11 protein-coding genes, 1 tRNA gene, 2 rRNA genes and 1 pseudogene (1 of these 15 only partly in view) are annotated in these 17,151 nt (G+C 61.2%); 6 read left to right on the forward strand and 9 right to left on the reverse strand.

All coding sequences use genetic code 11. The features are described 5' to 3' along the window. Positions 1-32: 32 nt before the first annotated feature. Positions 33-659, reverse strand: coding sequence for a lysoplasmalogenase (locus R2B70_RS18610; protein WP_042076122.1), 627 nt, complete (start codon positions 657-659; stop codon positions 33-35). A gap of 172 nt (positions 660-831) precedes the next feature. Between R2B70_RS18610 and R2B70_RS18615 the strand changes: the two genes are divergently transcribed. Then, positions 832-990 carry a hypothetical protein gene (locus R2B70_RS18615; protein ID WP_084202639.1) on the forward strand — a complete coding sequence of 53 codons (159 nt, stop codon included), beginning with the start codon at positions 832-834 and terminating at the stop codon, positions 988-990. Between the two features lie 102 nt (positions 991-1,092). Here the strand turns inward: R2B70_RS18615 and R2B70_RS18620 are convergent, their stop codons facing one another. From R2B70_RS18620 to R2B70_RS18640, 5 genes are all read right to left on the reverse strand, one after another. After that, the gene (locus tag R2B70_RS18620; RefSeq protein ID WP_318162203.1) at positions 1,093-3,657 is read right to left on the reverse strand and encodes a TRAP transporter permease; all 2,565 of its coding nucleotides are present in this window, start codon (positions 3,655-3,657) and stop codon (positions 1,093-1,095) included. 87 nt (positions 3,658-3,744) lie between these two features. Then, positions 3,745-4,716, reverse strand: a complete 972-nt coding sequence (locus tag R2B70_RS18625; protein WP_042076184.1) for a TAXI family TRAP transporter solute-binding subunit — start codon at positions 4,714-4,716, stop codon at positions 3,745-3,747. Positions 4,717-5,272: 556 nt separating this feature from the next. After that, positions 5,273-7,426, reverse strand: coding sequence for a S9 family peptidase (locus tag R2B70_RS18630; RefSeq protein WP_318162204.1), 2,154 nt, complete (start codon positions 7,424-7,426; stop codon positions 5,273-5,275). A gap of 311 nt (positions 7,427-7,737) precedes the next feature. Beyond that, positions 7,738-8,169 (reverse strand): DUF411 domain-containing protein, encoded by a 432-nt coding sequence (locus R2B70_RS18635; RefSeq protein ID WP_318162205.1) that lies wholly within the window; start codon positions 8,167-8,169, stop codon positions 7,738-7,740. Positions 8,170-8,217: 48 nt separating this feature from the next. Beyond that, positions 8,218-8,541: a hypothetical protein gene (locus R2B70_RS18640; protein WP_318162206.1), complete on the reverse strand. Its 324-nt coding sequence runs from the start codon at positions 8,539-8,541 to the stop codon at positions 8,218-8,220. 252 nt (positions 8,542-8,793) lie between these two features. Here R2B70_RS18640 and R2B70_RS18645 point away from each other — a divergent pair, with 252 nt between their 5' ends. The 5 genes and pseudogenes from R2B70_RS18645 to R2B70_RS18665 all read left to right on the forward strand — a co-directional run bounded on the left by R2B70_RS18645 (position 8,794) and on the right by R2B70_RS18665 (position 14,798). Next, positions 8,794-9,393 (forward strand): NAD(P)H-dependent oxidoreductase, encoded by a 600-nt coding sequence (locus R2B70_RS18645; protein WP_042076115.1) that lies wholly within the window; start codon positions 8,794-8,796, stop codon positions 9,391-9,393. A gap of 40 nt (positions 9,394-9,433) precedes the next feature. Continuing rightward, positions 9,434-11,290 carry a monovalent cation:proton antiporter-2 (CPA2) family protein gene (locus R2B70_RS18650; RefSeq protein ID WP_318162207.1) on the forward strand — a complete coding sequence of 619 codons (1,857 nt, stop codon included), beginning with the start codon at positions 9,434-9,436 and terminating at the stop codon, positions 11,288-11,290. Continuing rightward, positions 11,287-11,673: a SirB2 family protein gene (locus R2B70_RS18655; protein WP_042076111.1), complete on the forward strand. Its 387-nt coding sequence runs from the start codon at positions 11,287-11,289 to the stop codon at positions 11,671-11,673. The genes R2B70_RS18650 and R2B70_RS18655 overlap by 4 nt, the downstream gene beginning before the upstream one ends. A gap of 288 nt (positions 11,674-11,961) precedes the next feature. Beyond that, the gene (locus R2B70_RS18660; protein ID WP_042076108.1) at positions 11,962-12,948 is read left to right on the forward strand and encodes a helix-turn-helix transcriptional regulator; all 987 of its coding nucleotides are present in this window, start codon (positions 11,962-11,964) and stop codon (positions 12,946-12,948) included. A 914-nt stretch (positions 12,949-13,862) separates the two neighbouring features. Then, positions 13,863-14,798 (forward strand): annotated as a pseudogene (locus tag R2B70_RS18665) (IS1595 family transposase). Here R2B70_RS18665 and R2B70_RS18670 read toward each other — a convergent pair. From R2B70_RS18670 to R2B70_RS18680, 3 genes are all read right to left on the reverse strand, one after another. Continuing rightward, positions 14,799-14,875 (reverse strand) — tRNA-Asp (locus R2B70_RS18670). Between the two features lie 98 nt (positions 14,876-14,973). Next, positions 14,974-15,088: ribosomal RNA gene (gene rrf / locus R2B70_RS18675) — 5S ribosomal RNA — on the reverse strand. Positions 15,089-15,212: 124 nt separating this feature from the next. After that, positions 15,213-17,151, reverse strand: a 23S ribosomal RNA gene (locus tag R2B70_RS18680); it runs 950 nt beyond the window's last position.

Below are 17,151 nucleotides of genomic sequence, written 5' to 3' on the forward strand. Positions count from 1 at the left end.
CCCCCCTCAGCGAGGAGACAACTCCGACACCCTCAGCCTGCCAGCGAAGCGGCGATCAGGAACTGGGCGGCGAAGTAGCTGCTCATGATCCAGGCCGTGGCATGGGGGAAGGGGCGACGGAAACGGTCAAGGGCCAGCATGCTGTCGGAGAAGAGGAACATCAGGGCCCCCACCAGGGCGGCGGCGCTGCCGGCGGTGAGGGAGGCGTGCCAGGCACCGGCGGCCACCCAGGCCATGGCGATGATCACCAGCATGTAGCAGAAGACGGGGATCCGCATCTCGCCGAGCTTGCTCCACAGCAGGCCGAACACCATGCCGGCCAGCCCCAGCAGCAGCAGACCGTCCACCAGCTTGAGCACCAGGGGGCCCTGAGCGAAGCCGACGATGTAGCAGAGGTGCGCGACAAGAAATGCCGCCAGCCCCTGGATGAAACGATCCCTTGGCAGCATCAGCAGCACGTCCCCGGCCAGCGACAGGCAGAGGCCCAGCAGGATCCAGGCATGAGAACCGTTGTGGTCGTCGCTCTGGTAGCCGAATGCCAGGGCGATGATGAACAGCATGGTCAGCGGCTTGCTGATGTAGAACTGACGAGGGTCTGAGCCGTAGGCCGCGCGGATGTGCCACCAGCCCGATGCGATGATCAAGAAACTCAATAACATGCCCTGCTCCTCACCGGCTGCTCGCACTCGGACGGCAACCTCTTTAGTGCACGCAAGAGTAGCAAATTCCCCCGGGCAGTGGCAGGGGGCGAAGCAGATGGCACCCTACGCCTAAAGTCTAATTGCCCCCTCCTCACGGCTCGGGCATAAGAGACAGCTCCGGAGGATCACCATGGAAGACGCAATGACCAACTACCTGCCCGCCATCGACATCATGATGTGCCACCTTGGCATCAGTTTTGAGCAAGCCTGCGAGCAGCTGGGCCTGAGCCCGCAGGAACAGCAGACCCTGGATCTGCTGCAAAAGCAGAAGCAGGTTCAATCAAACTAGCCCTCCCGGTATGCCCGTGGTCTGCTGCAGAGGCGGCGGCCGGCATCACCTCCCCCCAGCATTGAAAACGGCGCCCGAAGGCGCCGTTTTTATGGTCGAGGCTCAGGGACGCACCGCCCGCCGGCGTTGCAGCCAGACGATGACGCCGAACAGCAGGAAGCCGGGCAGCCACATCAGCTCCTTGTGCCAGCGCTCGGTGGGGGCCTTCACGCTCAGGATCTGCTGATCCATCTCCAGCCCCAGATCGGCGGCCTGGCTGCCGAAGGTGACGGTGTCGATCAGGATCTTGCCGTCCTGTTCATAGGTCTGGATCCCCAGCTTGGCCAGGCGATCCTCGCCGCTCGTCCCCTCCGGCACCGGCAGCAGCACGGTGAAGCGGCGCAGCTTGCCGACCGCGTCCTCCCCTTCCATACGCAGGCGCAGGGTGCTCTCGGCCTCCACCTGCCCCATGGTCTGCACCAGCTCGGCCGGGGCCGTGTCACGGTAGGGGTCGTGCAGCAGATCCATCCAGAAGCCGGGGCGGAACAGGGTAAAGGCCACCAGCAGCAGCAGCAGGCTCTCGTACCAGCGGCTCTTCACCAGGAACCAGCCCTGGGTCGCGGCGGCGAAGATCAGCATGGCCACCGTGGCCACGATGAAGATCAGCACCCCGTGGGCGAAGTCCACGTTGATGAGCAGCAGATCGGTGTTGAAGATGAACAGGAAGGGCAGCGCCGCGGTGCGCAGGCTGTAGTAGAACGCCGTGATCCCGGTCTTGATGGGATCGCCCTTGGAGACGGCCGCCGCCGCGAACGAAGCCAGCCCCACCGGCGGGGTCACGTCCGCCATGATGCCGAAGTAGAACACGAACAGGTGCACCGCGATGAGCGGCACTATGAGGCCGTTCTGCTGCCCCAGGGTGACGATCACCGGCGCCAGCAGGCTCGACACCACTATGTAGTTGGCGGTGGTCGGCAGCCCCATGCCGAGGATCAGGCTCAGCAGGGCGGTGAGGATGAGCATGAGCAGCAGGTTGCCCATGGAGAGGAACTCCACCAGATCCGCCAGCACCAGGCCGACGCCGGTCTGGGAGACGGCCCCGACGATGATGCCGGCGGTGGCGGTGGCGATGCCGATGCCGATCATGTTGCGGGCGCCGGCGATCAGCCCCTCGCGCAGGTCCACCACGCCGTCGGTGAAGCTGCCGTAGTCATGCTTGCCGTCGGTGCGCAGCCAGTTCAGCAGCGGCCGCTGGGTCAGCAGTATGATGATCAGCATCACCGAGCCCCAGAAGGCCGACAGCCCGGGGGAGAGGCGCTCCACCATCAGGCACCACACCAGTACCACCACGGGCAGCAGGAAGTGCAGGCCGGAGAGCAGCACGGAGCGGGTCTCCGGCAGCTCGTCCAGGGGCTTGTCCGGATCCTCGGCAGGCAGCGGTGCGTTGCTCGCGGCTATCTTGAGCAACCCCAGATAGGCGACGGCCAGCAGCAGGCTGATCCCCGGCAGGGCATGGTCGCCCAGCACCGGCTTGAGCCAGCCCAGGCCGTAGTAGACCGCCATGGAGAGGCCGCTGATGAGGGCGGCACCGAAGGCGAAGCCGGTCAGGCGGCGCAGCCAGGGGCGCGGCTGGCGGTTGCCGATGGGCTCCATGCCGAGCTTGAGCGCCTCCAGATGGACGATGTAGAGCAGCGCGATATAGGAGATGGCCGCCGGCAGGAAGGCGTGCTTGATGATCTCCACGTAGGGAATGCCCACGTACTCCACCATCAGGAAAGCCGCGGCGCCCATGACGGGGGGCATGATCTGGCCATTGACCGAGGAGGCCACTTCCACCGCACCGGCCTTCTCCTTGGAAAAGCCGACCCGTTTCATCATGGGGATGGTGAAGGTGCCCGTGGTGACCACGTTGGCAATGGACGAGCCGGAGATGACCCCGGTCAGGGCCGAGGCCACCACGGCCGCCTTGGCCGGGCCGCCGCGCAGGTGACCCAACAGGCTGAAGGCGAGCTGGATGAAGTAGTGACCGGCACCCGCACGCTCGAGCAGGGCACCGAACAGCACGAACAGGAAGACGAAGCTGGTGGAGACCCCGAGGGCGATGCCGAACACCCCTTCGGTGGTGATCCACTGGTGATTCGCCAGGGCGTGCAGGCTCACCCCGCGGTGGGCCAGCAGGGAGGGCATCCAGGGGCCGGCCAGGCTGTAGGCCAGGAAGACGATGGCGATGACCGCCAGGGCCGGGCCCAGTGCTCGGCGGGCGGCTTCCAGCAGGAGCGGGATGCCGATGCAGGCGACCGCGAAGTCCATGGAGGTCAGGTTGCCGGGGCGCTGGGCCAGCTGGTCATACATGACGAACAGGTAGCTGGCGACGGCGGCGCCGACGAGGCCGAGGGCGATGTCGGCGAGGGGCACCCGATCCCGCGGCGAGGTGCGCAGGGCCGGGAACACCAGATAGGCGAGCAGGATGGCGAAGGCCAGGTGGATCGAGCGGGTTTCAGTGTCGTTGAGCACGCCGACGCCGAGGGAGAACGGCAGTGGCGAGGCGATCCAGAGCTGGAACAGGGACCAGACCAGCGCGAGGCCCGCGATGATCCAGCTCATGGCGCCGACCGGCAGGCGGGCACCCACGTCCTGGGCGATCAGCTCCTCGGCCGAGAGCGCCTCTTGTTGTTGTGTTTGCTGCATAGTGTGACTCTGTTGGTGCTGCAATAAACGGGACTCGCTCCCCCTAAGGAGGAGCGAGTCCGGGGCACATCCGAAGCCGCAGCCGGATTACATCCAGCCACGTTCCTTGTAGTAGCGGACCGCGCCTTCATGCAGCGGGGCGGAGAGACCCACCTTGATCATGTCGGCCTCTTTCAGGTCGGCGAAGGCCGGGTGCAGGCGCTTGAAGCGATCCAGGTTGTCGAACACGGACTTGACCAGCTGGTAGACCACTTCCGGATCGGCCTTGGCGCTGGTGGAGAGCACCGCCTTGCCGCCGATGGACGGGGTCGGGTTCGGGCTGCCCTTGTAGAGGCCACCGGGGATCTCGGCCTTGCTGTAGTAGCTCTTCTCGGCCAGCAGCTTGTCGATCTCGGGGCCGGTCACCGGCACCAGCACGGTGTCCGTGGTGGTGGAGGCTTCCTGGATGGCGCCGTTCGGGTGGCCCACGAAGTAGCTCATGGCGTCGATGTTGTTGTCACCCAGGGCGGAGGCCTGCTCGGCGGGCTTGAGCTCGGAGACCAGGCTGAAGGCGGACTTGTCCCAGCCCTTGACGGCCATGATCTCTTCGAAGGTGTCCCGCTGGCCGGAACCCGGGTTGCCGATGTTGACGCGCTTGCCCTTGAGATCGTCGAAGCCGGCGACCTTGGCATCCTTGCGGGCCAGGATGGTGAACACTTCGCTCTGCAGGGAGAAGACGGCGCGGATGTCGTCCATGGCCCCTTCGGCCTTGAACGGCTCTACGCCCTTCATCGCCTTGTACTGGTGGTCGGACTGCATGATGCCGAAGTTGAACTCACCGGAGCGGATGCCGTTGACGTTGGCCACGCCACCGCCACTGGCCGGTGCGTTGCACTTGATCTGGTGATCGGCGGCGCCGCGGTTGAGGAAGCGGCAGATGGACTGGCCCGCCACATAGTAGACGCCGGTCTGACCGCCGGTGCCTATGGTCACGAAGCGCTCCTGCGCCTGTACCGGACCACCAAAAGAGACACCGACCAGGGCAGCCGACAGGGCGCACGCCAAGGATAATCCTTTCATGTTCTTCATCCTTTTCATTGATTTATCCCACCCGATTCCCGGGTGAATATGAGACGGACCCGCATTAAGACCGGATCTGCCTGTACAGCCTCGTACGAGGAAATGGTCGAGCGGCGAGCGCCCTGCCATCAGCCACCATCATCCTGCGGTGAGATAATCGGCGTCATGCCGATCGGAGGTGATCTGACCACGGCTGGCCAGTTCAAAAGAGTTAACGCCCCCGATTAAGCACATGGCGCCAACATAAATCAAACAAAACAGCAAAATGGTGGATTTAAATAGCGAGAATTTTGAAGCGGATCATCAATTTCTCTGCCGCAGATTAATTAGATGCGCCATCGAATGGAAGCAATAAAAACGTGGGCAGATTCTTTCGTAACCCTTGACTGGCAAGGGTTCCCATTCTGGTGTGTTCTATCGAAATGACGGCCATATCCAGCATAAACACCATCTCGATGACGTCGCCGCCACCAGGATGCAGAAACCCCGATCGACCGCCTTCGCCGGCGGCCCGATCGGGGCTTAGTTACAAATCGTTTTCATCCGACCCAGGCGGTCACGCCTTGCTGCCGGCCAGCTCCAGGATGAAGGCGAACTCCAGGGCGATGTCCTCATAGGCCTTGAAGCGCCCCGACTTGCCGCCGTGACCGGCGTCCATGTCGGTGCTCAGCAGCAGCAGATTGTCGTCCGTCTTCAGCTCCCGCAGCTTGGCGACCCACTTGGCGGGCTCCCAGTACTGCACCTGGGAGTCGTGCAGCCCTGTGGTGACCAGCAGATTGGGGTAGGCCTGGGCCTTGACCTGATCGTAGGGGCTGTAGGCCAGCATGTAGTCGTAGTAGCGCTTCTGGTTCGGGTTGCCCCACTCGTCGTACTCGCCCGTGGTGAGGGGAATGGACTCGTCCAGCATGGTGGTGACCACGTCGACGAAGGGCACCTGGGCCACCACGCCGCGGTAGAGCTGGGGCGCCTGGTTGATGACGGCCCCCATCAGCAGGCCGCCGGCGCTGCCCCCCATGGCGTAGACCTGATCTCTGGCGCCATAGCCCCGGGCCACCAGCGCCTCGGTCACGTCGATGAAGTCGTGGAAGCTGTTCTGCTTCTTCAGCAGCTTGCCGTCTTCATACCAGGCGCGGCCCAGCTCCTCGCCACCCCGCACGTGGGCGATGGCGTAGACGAAGCCGCGATCCAGCAGGCTCAGGCGCGAGCTGCTGAAGTCCGGATCCATGCTGGCACCGTAGGATCCGTAGCCATAGACCAGCAGCGGATTCTGGCCGACCTGCTTGAACTTGTCCTTGCGATAGACCAGGGAGACAGGCACCTTGACGCCGTCGCGGGCGGCGATCCAGAGCCGCTCGCTGGCATACTGGTCCGCCTTGAACCCCGCCACCGGCTGCTGCTTGAGCAGGGTGCGCTTGCCGCTGTCCATGTCGAGCTCATAGGTGGAGGACGGCGTGGTCATGGAGGAGTAGCCATAGCGCAGGGCGCTCGTCTCCGGCTCAGGGTTGTAGGCGAGCCAGGTGACGTAGGCGGGGTCGTCGAAGGCGATCTCCTTCTGCTCGCCGCTCTGCCAGTTGACCTGACGCAGCCGGGTCAGCCCCTGGCTGCGCTCCTCCAGCACCAGCCAGTCCCTGAACAGGGCGTAGCTCTCCAGCAGCACGTCGGGATTGGGGGCGATCACCGCCTTCCAGCGATCCACCGGGCTCTCCCTGGTCTCGTACAGGCCGAAGTTCTTGCCGTCCTTGTTGGAGCGCACGTAGAAGCGGCCGCGGTAGTGATCCAGGCTGTATTCGTGGTCCACCTGGCGCGGCAGGAACAGTCGCGGCGTCTGACCCGGCACATTGGCGTCGATGAGGCGCGCCTCGCTGGTGGTGGTGCTGGAGAGGGCGATGACGATGAAGTCTTCCGAGGTGGTGGCGTAGAGGCTGACGTAGAAGCTGTCGTCCTTCTCCTCGTAGACCAGCTGATCCTTGGCCGGATCCGTGCCGAGGGTGTGGCGATAGACCTGATAGGGCAGCAGGGTCTGGGGGTGCTTGCGCACATAGAACACCGTCTTGCTGTCGTTGGCCCACACCAGGTTGCCCGAGGTGTTCTCGAGGACGTCGGCGGCCCATTTGCCGCTCTCCAGATCCAGGAACTGGATCTTGTATTGACGGCGGGAGAGGAAGTCCTCCGCCACCGCCAGCCAGCGGTTGTTGCGGCTCACCTCCAGGGCTCCCAGAGAATAGAAGTCGTGCCCCTCGGCCCGTTGGTTGCCGTCCAGCAGCAGGCTGGACGCCTCGTCCCCCTCCACCTTGCTGCGGGAGTAGATGGCGTACTCCTTGCCCGGCTCGTAGCGGGTCTGGTAACGGTAGCCGTTCTTCACATAGGGAACGGACTCATCCTGCTGGGGAATGCGGGCCACCATCTCCTGGTAGAGCTGATCACGCAGCGGCTTGGCCGGCTTGAGCATGGCCTCGGTGTAGGCGTTTTCGGCCTTGAGATAGTCCAGCACCTCAGGTTTCTGCCGCTCGTCATCGCGCAACCAGTAGTAGTTGTCGACCCGCGTGTCCCCGTGCTTCTTGAGTGGATGGGGATGCTTGGCCGCCACCGGGGGAACAATGGCGGACGGGAGGGAGGTATCGCTTGTAGGCATGGTGGACTCTTCATTGGCATGGGAAGAGGGGGCGACCAGCAGGCAAGCCAGCAGCAACCCTCGGGAAAAGGTGAACATGTCGCATCCTCTGCGCAGTAACAGGGCTGACGGCCCGGGGGAACGCCAGACATCGACGGCACACGCCGCCACCCGTACCGCCGATGCGGTGACCAGGCTGGCGAAAGGGTGCACTGTCCCTGAGAAAATAAATTGGCGATCAATCTGCCCCTTGTCGCCCGGGGTTGCAAGCGATCCCCTGACTTTCCCCCCAAATCGACGAAAAAGGGCCGCCATCTCGCGATGGCGGCCCCTTCCTGACCGCGAACGGCACGGGCTCGCTCAGGTGTGCCTCACATGATGGAAGCGTGCCTGCTCACGGCCAGCCTTCATCAGCCGGGATAGCTCGACCAGACCCTGGTCACACCCTCCTTGTCTATGCTCAGCACCTCATAGGGCTGACCCGGAATGTCCATGCCCGGCGCACTCTGAGGCATGCCCGGAATGGTCAGGCCGCGGATCGCCGGCTTCTCCTTGAGCAGCTTCTGCACGTCGGCGGCGGGTACATGCCCCTCCACCACATAGCCGTTCACCACCCCGGTGTGGCAGGACGCCAGCTGCGGGGTGATACCGTGCTGCTGCTTGACCGGTTCAAGCTCTTCGGTTTCCACGACCTTGACTGCGAAGCCGTTCTCTTCCATGTGCTTGATCCAGGTCTTGCAGCAGCCGCAGTACTTGGACTTGTAGACGGTCATCTGCTCGGCTGCCAGAGCAGAAAAACTGAGGGTACCGGCCACCACGGCCAGCAACAGGGACTTGTACATAACTCACCTCGGATAAGAAGAAATGCCCAAAAAACGGGGGAACTCGACTCAACCTTGGTGGCGGGGAGGACGCTCCAGTCGCTCGGACGGCGCGTCCGGCATGAACAGGGAGGGGGAGAGGAAGTCCGGGGAGTCCGGCTCAAGCCGGGCCACCGTCAGGCTGTCGGCGGTGAGCACCGTCATGGCGAGCGCCGAGGTGAAGCTGCCGCAGGGCATGGCCTTCTCCAGGGTGCGTTCGCTCTGGCTGCAATGGGGCGTCAGGGTACAGAGATCGGTGGCCGCCCGGCTGCCAAACGACATCAGCACCATCAGCAGACTCCACAGGGGGAGCCAGCAACGGGCGCGAGCGAGTTGGCGACGGGTCAGGACCATGACAGGACTCATTGACGAAATGATGGCCCATGGTAACCCCTGGCCCTGGGGGAGGGTCAAGCCCGCCAGCTGAGGGAGATCAAAAGCGCGCGAGATAACGGCCATCGACCGCCAGACGCGGCCACAGCCGGGGACTCGCCATGCCCCGTGACGGTGTCATTCACACCCGATGCTGGCAGGCCAGGGTGCTTCTTGATAACGTCGCTGCTCAATGCACCTTTTTTGCCGGTACTAGACCTCTTCAGGAACCCCATGAAACGCATTCTGGTTATCTTCTCGCACCCGGCGCTGCAGAGTTCCCGGGCCAACAAGCAACTGTTGCAGGCCTTGTCCGGCCTGGACGGCATCACGCTGCACGACCTCTACCACCACTACCCCGACATGTTCATCGACGTGAAGCGGGAGCAGGGCCTGCTGTCGGAGCACGACATCATCGTCTTCCAGCACCCCTTCTACTGGTACTCCTGCCCGGCCATCATGAAGGAGTGGATGGATCTGGTACTGGAGTACGGCTACGCCTACGGCCCGGAAGCCCACGCCCTCAGCGGCAAGCAGTGGCTCTCTGCCATCACCACGGGGGGGGCTCCCGAATCCTATTGCAGCGCCGGCTACAACCAGCGTCCCCTGCTGGACTTTCTGCTGCCGTTCCAGCAGACCGCACAGCTGTGCGGCATGACCTGGTTGCCACCCTTCGTGCTGCACTCCTTTCACAAGATCCGTGACCCGGAGGCGCTGCGCCGCTGCGGCCAGGACTATCGCCAGTTGCTCTGTGCCCTGCGGGACGAACAGCTGACGCCGGCCCAGCTCGCCGGCAGCGCCTATCTGCGGGATCTGCTGGAGGGACTGTCATGATACGAAGCGAGACGAGACAACGAGGGCGGAGGAGTCACTGATGGAACACGGATTGCTGTTTGACGCCCTGATCTATCTTTCTGCCGCGGTGATCGCGGTGCCGCTGGCCAAGCGCTGGGGGCTGGGATCGGTGCTCGGTTACCTGCTGGCGGGCATCATCATCGGCCCCTTCCTGCTCGGCCTGGTGGGGGAGCAGAAGGATGTGATGCACTTCGCCGAGTTCGGGGTGGTGCTGATGCTGTTTCTGGTCGGCCTGGAGCTCCGTCCTGCCCTGCTCTGGCAGTTGAAGGGGCCCATCCTCGGCACCGGCGGCCTGCAGGTGCTGCTCACCAGCGCCGCCCTGACCGGAGTCGCCTCCCTCATCGGCCTGCCCTGGCAGCAGGGGCTGGCCATCGGCCTCATTCTGGCGCTCTCCTCCACCGCCATCGTGCTGCAGAGCCTGCAGGAGCGCAGGCTGATGCAGAGCGAGAGCGGCCGATCCGGCTTTGCGGTGCTGCTGTTCCAGGACATCGCCGTCATCCCCATCCTGGCCATACTGCCGCTGCTCGCCATCGCGCCCGTGGCCAGCGGCGGCGGCCCCGAACTGGCGGGCTGGCAACACGGTCTGCTGGTGGTGGCCGCCATCGCCGGCATAGTGCTGGGGGGTCACTACCTGATGCGGCCCGTGTTCCGCGCCATCGCAGAGGCCCACATGCGGGAGATCTTCGTCGCCGCCGCCCTGCTGCTGGTGATCGCCATCGCCGTGCTGATGGAGTCGGTGGGCCTCTCCCCTGCCCTCGGCTCCTTCCTCGCCGGCGTGGTGCTGGCCGACAGCGAATATCGCCACGAGTTGGAGGCGGACATAGAGCCGTTCAAGGGGCTGCTGCTCGGCCTCTTCTTCATGTCGGTGGGGGCCGGCATCGACTTCAGCCTGTTTGCCGCCCATCCCCTGCTCATCCCGACCCTGGTGATTGGCCTGATGGTATTGAAATGGGGAGTGCTGATGGGGCTCGGCCTCATCATTCGTATCTCCCCCAGCCAGCGCTGGACCTTCGCCCTGGCCCTGGCCCAGGGTGGGGAATTCGCCTTCGTGCTGTTCTCGTTCGCCGCCCAGAACAAGGTGCTGCCGGGGGAGACCATCTCCCTGCTGACCCTGGTGGTGGCGCTCTCCATGGCACTGACACCGCTCTTGCTGATCCTGAACGACAGGGTGATCCAGCCCTGGTTCGACTATCGCAACCGGGAGGACCAGCCGGAGCACGAGCAGCCGGAACTGGTGGAGCACCCTGTCATCATCGCCGGCTTCGGCCGCTTCGGTCAGATAGTGGGGCGCCTGCTGCACGGCCATGGCATCGGCACCACCATACTCGAGCAGGACGCCAGCCAGATCGAGATGCTGCGCAAGTACGGCTATCAGGTATTCTACGGCGATGCCAGCCGGCTCGACCTGCTGCACGCCGCCGGCGCCCACAAGGCCAGGCTGCTGGTGCTCTCCATCAACGATCCGGCCACCTCTCTCGCGGTGATCGAGATGGTGAAGAAACACTTCCCGCATCTCAGGATCCTGGCCCGTGCCCAGGACAGGCCCCACGCCCACGAGATCCTGCGCCACGGGATCGACAGCGTGTACCGGGAAACCCTGGGGTCGGCGGTGGATCTCGGGGTCGAGGCCCTGACGCAGCTGGGATTCCGGGCCAACCAGGCCTGGCGGGCCGGCCAGATGTTCAAGCAGTATGACAACCGGCTGCTGCGGGAACAGGTCAACTACCTGGACGACGAACACACCTATATCAACAAGAGCCTGCAATACCGCGAAATCCTCTCCGACCTGCTGCAAGACGATCAGGAAGGGCAGGAGCGTACCCACGCCCACAACTGGAACAGCGGTCTGCCCGACAACGACAAGGAAGCAATATGATTGCCTATTACCCCATGCTCAAACACCTGCACATGACCCTGGCCCTGGTCAGCCTGCTGCTGTTCGTCTACCGCTGGAGCCTGGCGCTCGGCGGCAGCGAGCGGTTGCAGCAGAAGTGGCTGAAGATCCTGCCCCATGTCAACGACACCTTCCTGTTGCTGTTCGGGATCCTGTTGGCGGTGACCCTGCAGATGAGCCCAGGTCAGCAGCCCTGGCTGATGGGCAAGCTGATCGCCCTGGTGGTCTACATAGGTCTCGGCGTCATGGCGCTCAAGCGGCCGGCCCGCGGCCAGAAACTCGTGGCTGGCATCGCCGCGATCGCGGTATTCGGCTACATGATAGGTGCGGCCATCACCAAGTCTGCCTGGTCCTGGCTGGCCTGATGACCCCTGGCGGTGAGGGCTGGTGCCTCACCGCATTTCCCCCTCCCGATACGCTCCGGACCCCATTCCCCCCTCTGCCATCAGGATGGGGACAATCCTGCCGAGGCTTAATTTCAGCAAAAAAAAGCCCCAAACAGACCTTAAAATCTCATTTTTTACTTTATTTATCATTATCTTACAAAATTATGTATGAAAATGGCGACAGTTGTCGCAGCAAAACTTGCGACATAGACTGTCGCAGGCCATGGCTAGGATACACTCAACGCTAAACCAGTGAAGGCATGCACCATGAGTAAGAAGCTGTTACGACAACTGACCTTGGCGCGTTGCATCCCGCACCGCCCTTACAAGCTGACCGCCAGCCAGCTCCAGGTAAAACTGGAAGAGGAAGGCATTCATGTCAGTCTCCGTACCGTGCAACGGGACCTGGAAGAGATGTCCGGCATGGGGCTGTTCGACCTCACCTCTGATGAACGCAGCAAACCCCATGGCTGGTGCTTCGAGCGCCATGGCCTCAACGATTTTGCCAACATCATGCCGCTCTCTCTGGCTGTGGCCCTGAAGACCTGGAGCGATCAGGCGAGCCAACTGCTGCCGGCGAGCGTGCTGACCGAATTGAACCCGCTGGTCGACAAGGCCGGCCAGGTGATCCGCGACAGCCAGAGCGAACTGGCCGAGCGCTGGCTGGAGAGCGTGCATCAGTCGCCGCGTCCGTTTGCCGGCAACCCGGAGATCCGCCGCAGCACCCTGATCCGCGACGCCCTCTGGCGCGGTCGCAAGTTCAGCGCCGAGATCCAGCGCGTCATCAAGGAACGCACCGTGTGGCTCTGCTACGACCGCATCAACCCGCTCGGGATCCTGAACCAGTCCGACGGCCCCATCCTGCTCTGCACCCTGTCCGAGCTGGATCCCAAGGTCTATGGCATTCCGTTCGATCACATCAAGAACGTGGAGCTGACCAACTTCAGCGCGACCCAGCCGAAGGATTTCAACATCCAGAAGCTGATCCGCGACCAGGGTTATCAGGACGTCAGCGGCCCGATCCGCTTCGTCGGCCGTATCGATGCCAACTGCCCTACCCTGATCGACGGGCAGATCCCTGGGCACAATCCGCGCATGACCCGCTACGACAAGCGCAGCGTGGTGGTGGAGACCGAAGTGCAGGATACGCCCGAGTTCCGCTCCTGGCTGAACAACATGAGCGGCGATCTGGAAGTGCTGGCTCCCGAATCACTGCGCAAGGCCTACCCGACTCCTGGGACAAGGGTCAGCTAAAGAAACCAGCAGACAATACAAAGCCGAGATTTATCTCGGCTTTTGTCTACTTTTAAAGCATAAAAATTCAAATAATTTTGAACTCTTACACCCCTGATTGAAGCGGCTGTACCATCGTTTTCCTCCCGATTTCCGCTTGTGAGAGATCTGCCATTCCCCCTGTAAGACCCCTCAGTGTTGAACCGTACGCAAAGCCATCCCGGGCGGGATATACTTTCCAAAGAAACCAACTAAGTCATTGATATAAATAAATAATAAGCTTGGCGATGGACGAGTGATTCACACCGCGGCCTGCGCCTGTCGCCTTGCCCGCCTTGTACATGTACACGATTGCCTTACTATGGGTCTCACAAGGACGAGCCGGTTCGGCAGGATGCAGGAACGGCGAATAAACAGGGAATAATCCACAGGACGTGGATCAGGAACACCTCGGGATGAGGCCGATGACTTGGATAGTCATCACAGGGAGCGACAGGACAACTGCAGGATGCGGTCTCAGGACACCTCAGGAAGAGGCTGAGTGGCAAGGACAGTCACTCGCAAGGACGAAAGGACGCCGCAAGATGCGGTCAGGAACAGCTTCAGGATGAAGCGAGATAGCCAGGGTGGTTATCTGTCAGGAAGACGCAAGGAACACCACGGGATGTGGTAACGGACACCTCCAGGATGGAGAGGGTGAAGCAATCAGGATCGATTGCCAGGCTAGGAAGGCCACAGGACACCCCAACGGATTGGGAAGGGGAAATTCCAAAGGAAAGGATAGAGTCAAGGATTGCAGGGAGCATGGCAGTTCATGGACTGGACGAAATGACTTGAGGGGACGGCAGACGCCGTCCCCTTTTCTTTTGCCTCTGTCCCAATTATGTGTTGGAAGGCTAGCCTTGGAGTAAGTCATCACCTTGAGGGCCTCCATCATGGACACCCAAGCCTTCCAACATCTCCTTACCCTGTTCCCACAACTCTCTCTTCGACAACGACATATCGCTCGGCGTGAGTTGCAGCAACTCAGCTTGCCCCCTCCTATTAATGCCCTGCTTGTCCCATTGTCATGCGCAACCGTTGCAAACCATGCTTGCGGACCTGCTCTACCTTGACCAAGACGCCATTGGCACGCCGGAGAAAATCCCAATGCTGGCAAGACTATGCGCAGGCCCTCATCGAGGGGCTGACCATCAGAGAAGCAGCCCGGCGCTGCGGAGTCTGCAAGAACACAGCTTTCCTGTGGCGCCATCGCTTTCTGCGCGCCATGGCGGAGCATCGTGCCGACCATGAAGGGGGGGATTGTGGAAGTGGACGAGACCTTCTTCCTAGAGTCCTTCAAAGGCCAGTTTGTCTGGTCACGACCTGTTAGGCTGCGGGGTGGCAAAGGACGTACCCGAGGAACGGGACCGGATTATATCCCGGTCGTCGTGGTGCAAGACAGAGAAGATCATCTGGCCGACTTCCAACTAGCTCAGCTGGATGCCAAGCATGTGAAGGCGGTCCTGGCGCCGCTGGTGGACAAGGATGCGGTGCTGTGCAGTGATGGCGCAGGGATGTATGCGAGCTTTGCCCGCAGCCAGGGACTGAGCCATCAAGTGCTGCATAACCGGGTGGGACAGCGAGTGATAGCCGGTGCCTACCACACTCAACATGTGAACGGATATCACCACAGGCTAAAGGAGTGGATGGAGCGATTCCACGGAGTGGCGACGTCTTACCTGAAGAATTATCTGGGTTGGTGCAGGATGTTGGAGCTTTACGGAAGGGGGGTGAACATCAGGCTGTGCTTGCATGAGGCGCTAGAGCGCACCATGCACAAATGCCGGATAGCAAAAAGGCCTTCCCGTCAGGGAAGGCCTTTCAATTAGTGGCGGAGCGGACGGGACTCGAACCCGCGACCCCCGGCGTGACAGGCCGGTATTCTAACCGACTGAACTACCGCTCCGCATTCGGTTAGCTTTCGCTAAAGCTGTTGCTGCTTGTTTATGAGGTGTCATCCTCGCAGCCAGTGATGTGATTTTGTACATCGCTGTTTAATTGGGTGCCTGGCAGTGTCCTACTCTCGCATGGCGAATGCCACACTACCATCGGCGCTACAGCGTTTCACTTCTGAGTTCGGCATGGGGTCAGGTGGTTCCACTGCGCTATTGCCGCCAGGCAAATTCTTCAATCCAGAAAGCTGACGTGAATAACAACTCGGCTAGTTTGCTTTGTCATTACCACTGAATTTGTAAGTAGTTCATGCACTTGCTACAAGTCTTCGAACACTTCTTGGGTGTTGTATGGTTAAGCCTCACGGGTAATTAGTATGGGTTAGCTCAACACGTCGCCGCGCTTACACACCCCACCTATCAACGTTGTGGTCTCCAACGGCCCTTTAGGACCCTCAAGGGGTCAGGGATGACTCATCTCAGGGCTCGCTTCCCGCTTAGATGCTTTCAGCGGTTATCGATTCCGAACTTAGCTACCGGGCAGTGCCACTGGCGTGACAACCCGAACACCAGAGGTTCGTTCACTCCGGTCCTCTCGTACTAGGAGCAACTCCCTTCAATCATCCAACGCCCACGGCAGATAGGGACCGAACTGTCTCACGACGTTCTGAACCCAGCTCGCGTACCACTTTAAATGGCGAACAGCCATACCCTTGGGACCGACTTCAGCCCCAGGATGTGATGAGCCGACATCGAGGTGCCAAACACCGCCGTCGATATGAACTCTTGGGCGGTATCAGCCTGTTATCCCCGGAGTACCTTTTATCCGTTGAGCGATGGCCCTTCCATTCAGAACCACCGGATCACTATGACCTACTTTCGTACCTGCTCGACCTGTCCGTCTCGCAGTTAAGCTGGCTTATGCCATTGCACTAACCTCCTGATGTCCGACCAGGATTAGCCAACCTTCGTGCTCCTCCGTTACTCTTTGGGAGGAGACCGCCCCAGTCAAACTACCCACCAGGCACTGTCCGCGAGCCCGATTCAGGGCCCTGCGTTAGAACATCAAACATACAAGGGTGGTATTTCAAGGACGGCTCCAGCGCAACTGGCGTCACGCCTTCAAAGCCTCCCACCTATCCTACACATGTAGGTTCAATGTTCAGTGCCAAGCTGTAGTAAAGGTTCACGGGGTCTTTCCGTCTAGCCGCGGGTACACCGCATCTTCACGGCGAATTCGATTTCACTGAGTCTCGGGTGGAGACAGCATGGCCATGGTTACACCATTCGTGCAGGTCGGAACTTACCCGACAAGGAATTTCGCTACCTTAGGACCGTTATAGTTACGGCCGCCGTTTACCGGGGCTTCGATCAAGAGCTTCGCTTGCGCTAACCCCATCAATTAACCTTCCGGCACCGGGCAGGTGTCACACCCTATACGTCCACTTTCGTGTTTGCAGAGTGCTGTGTTTTTGATAAACAGTCCCAGCCATCTGGTCACTGCGACTCCCGTCAGCTCCATCCGCAAGGGACTTCACCAACAAGAGCGAACCTTCTCCCGAAGTTACGGTTCTATTTTGCCTAGTTCCTTCACCCGAGTTCTCTCAAGCGCCTTGGTATTCTCTACCCGACCACCTGTGTCGGTTTGGGGTACGATGACTTGTAATCTGAAGCTTAGAGGCTTTTCCTGGAAGCAGGGCATCAATGGCTTCCGCACCGTGGTGCGTTCGTCTCGTGTCTCAGTGTTGTGTCTCCGGATTTGCCTAGAAACACCACCTACGCACTTTCACCAGGACAACCGTCGCCTGGCCCACCTAGCCTTCTCCGTCCCCCCATCGCAATTACAAGTCGTGCAGGAATATTAACCTGCTTCCCATCGACTACGCCTTTCGGCCTCGCCTTAGGGGTCGACTCACCCTGCCCCGATTAACGTTGGACAGGAACCCTTGGTCTTCCGGCGAGGAGGCTTTTCACCCCCTTTATCGTTACTTACGTCAGCATTCGCACTTCTGATATCTCCAGCATACCTCTCGACACACCTTCGCAGACTTACAGAACGCTCCCCTACCACTCACACTTAGTGTGAATCCGCGGCTTCGGTGCCTGGTTTGAGCCCCGTTACATCTTCCGCGCAGGCCGACTCGACTAGTGAGCTATTACGCTTTCTTTAAATGATGGCTGCTTCTAAGCCAACATCCTAGCTGTCTGAGCCTTCCCACATCGTTTCCCACTTAACCAGAACTTTGGGACCTTAGCCGGCGGTCTGGGTTGTTTCCCTCTTCACGACGGA

Source organism: Aeromonas sp. XH (assembly GCF_033348475.1).
In the GTDB taxonomy this organism is placed as follows: domain Bacteria; phylum Pseudomonadota; class Gammaproteobacteria; order Enterobacterales; family Aeromonadaceae; genus Aeromonas; species Aeromonas sanarellii.